Below are 1,877 nucleotides of genomic sequence, written 5' to 3' on the forward strand. Positions count from 1 at the left end.
GAAAAGGGAAAAAGGAAAGGAAGAAGGAGAGGGAAAGGGGAAGGGGAAGGGAAGAGGGGGAGAGGGAAGAAAGGAGAGAAGAGAGAGAGGGAGGGAGAGAAAGGAAGAAGAGAGGAGAGAAGAGGAGGGAGAGGAAAAGGAAGGGAAGGGAGGGGAGGAGAGGGAGGAAAAAGAAGGGGAAAAGAGAGGGAAGAAGAAGGGGGAGAGAGGGAGGAAAAGAGGAGGGAAGAGGAGAGGAAAGAAGAAAGGGGAAAGGAAAGGAGAGGGGGGAGGGAGAGAAGGAAGAGGAAGAAGAAAGGAAAGAGAGAAAGAAAGGAAGGGAAGGAGAAGGAAGGGGGGAAAGAGAGGAAAAAAGAAAAAGGAAGGAAAGAGAAAGAGGGAGAGAGGGAGGAGAGGGGAAAAAGAGCAAGAAAGAAAAGGAAGGAGAGGGGGAAGGGAGGAAAAAAGGAAAAGGAAAAGAAGGAAGAAGAAGAAGAAGGAAAAGAAAAAAGAGAAGAGAGAAAGGAAGAAAAAAAAGAGAAAAAGAAAGAAAAAGAAAGAGAAGGGAGGAGAGAGAAAAAAAGGAGAAGAGGAGGAAGAGAAAGGAGAAGGAGAAGGGAAGGAAAGAAGGAGAGGAGAAGAAGGAGAGAGAAGGAAGGAAAGAGGGAAGGAAAAAGGGAAAAGAAGAAGAGAAGGAAAACGAGAAAGAAAACGACGAGGAAGAAAGGAAAGATAGTGAAAAGGGAAAGGGGGAGAGAAGGAAGGGAAGAAGAAAGGGAAGGAAGAAGAAAAGAAGAGGAAGAAAAGAAAGAGGAGGAGGAGAAGGAGAAAAAGAAAGAGGGGAGAGGAAGAGGAGAGGGGGAGAAAGGGAGGGAGGAAGAGAGGGGGGGGGAGAGGAGAGGGAAGGAAGGAAAGAGGAAGAGGGAGGGGAGAAGAGGAGGGAGGAGAGAGAGGAGAAGAAGGAAGAAGAAGAGAAAAAAAGAAAAGGAAGAAGAAAAAGAAAAGGAAGAGAAAGAAGAGAAGAAAGAGGAAAAAGGAGAAAAAGAAGAAGAAGGAGGAGGAGAACGAAAAAAAAAAGGAAGGAGAAAAAGAGAAAGAAGAAGAGAGAAGGAGAGGAGGAAGAAGAGGAGAGAAAGAAAGAGAGGAAGAGAGGGGGGAGGGGAGAGACAGAAGGGGGGGAGGAGAGGAGAGAGAGGGGAGAAAAGGAAAAGGAAAAGAAGAGAAGGAAAAAAAAAGGGAGGCGAGGAAGAAAGAAAGAGAGATCTCAAATCAGGAGGAAAAAAGAAAAGAAGAGGAAGAAGAAGAAGAAGAGAGAGGAGGAAAAGGAAAAGGAAGGAGGCAGGGAGAGAAAGAAAAAGAGGGAGGAAAGGAAAGAAAAAAAGGAGAAAGGAAGAGGGGGAGGAGGGAGAGAAGGAGAAAGAGGAGGAGAGAGAGAAGAGGAAAGAGGAGAGAGAGAAGGAGGGAGGAAAAAGAAGAGAAAAGGAAGGAGAGAGGGAGAAGGAGAAAGAGAAAGAGGGGAAAGAGGAGGGGAAGGGAGGAGGGGAGGAAAAAAGGGAGGGGAAGGGGAAGGGGGGGGGGGAGGAAGAGAAAAGGGGAAGAGAAAGAGAAAAAGGAGAAGAGGAAAAGGAGGGAGGAAGAGAGGGCGGAGAAGAGGAGAGAGAGGGAAGAGGGGAAGAGGGAGAGAGGAAGGGGAGGGAGAGAGAGAGAAGGAGGAAAAGAAAGAGAGGGAAAGAGAAGAAGAAGAGAAAGAAGGAGAAGAGGGGGAGGAGAGAGAGGAGAGAGGGAGGAAGGAAAGGAGGAAGAAGAGAGGGGGAAGGAGGGGAAAGAGGAGGGGAAGAAAGGAGGAAAAGGGGAGAAGGCAGGAACAAGGGCCTGACGATGCGGACCGGCCAGACCCA

Annotated in this window: 1 protein-coding gene; it reads left to right on the forward strand. The window is 48.2% G+C overall.

Annotated features, from left to right (window positions below):
- On the forward strand, positions 1-1,877 hold a 1,877-nt coding region (locus D6B98_RS42170), incomplete at both ends, for a hypothetical protein (protein WP_164719174.1).

The sequence above is a fragment of the Bradyrhizobium sp. LVM 105 genome (assembly GCF_003957705.1).
GTDB lineage: Bacteria > Pseudomonadota > Alphaproteobacteria > Rhizobiales > Xanthobacteraceae > Bradyrhizobium > Bradyrhizobium frederickii.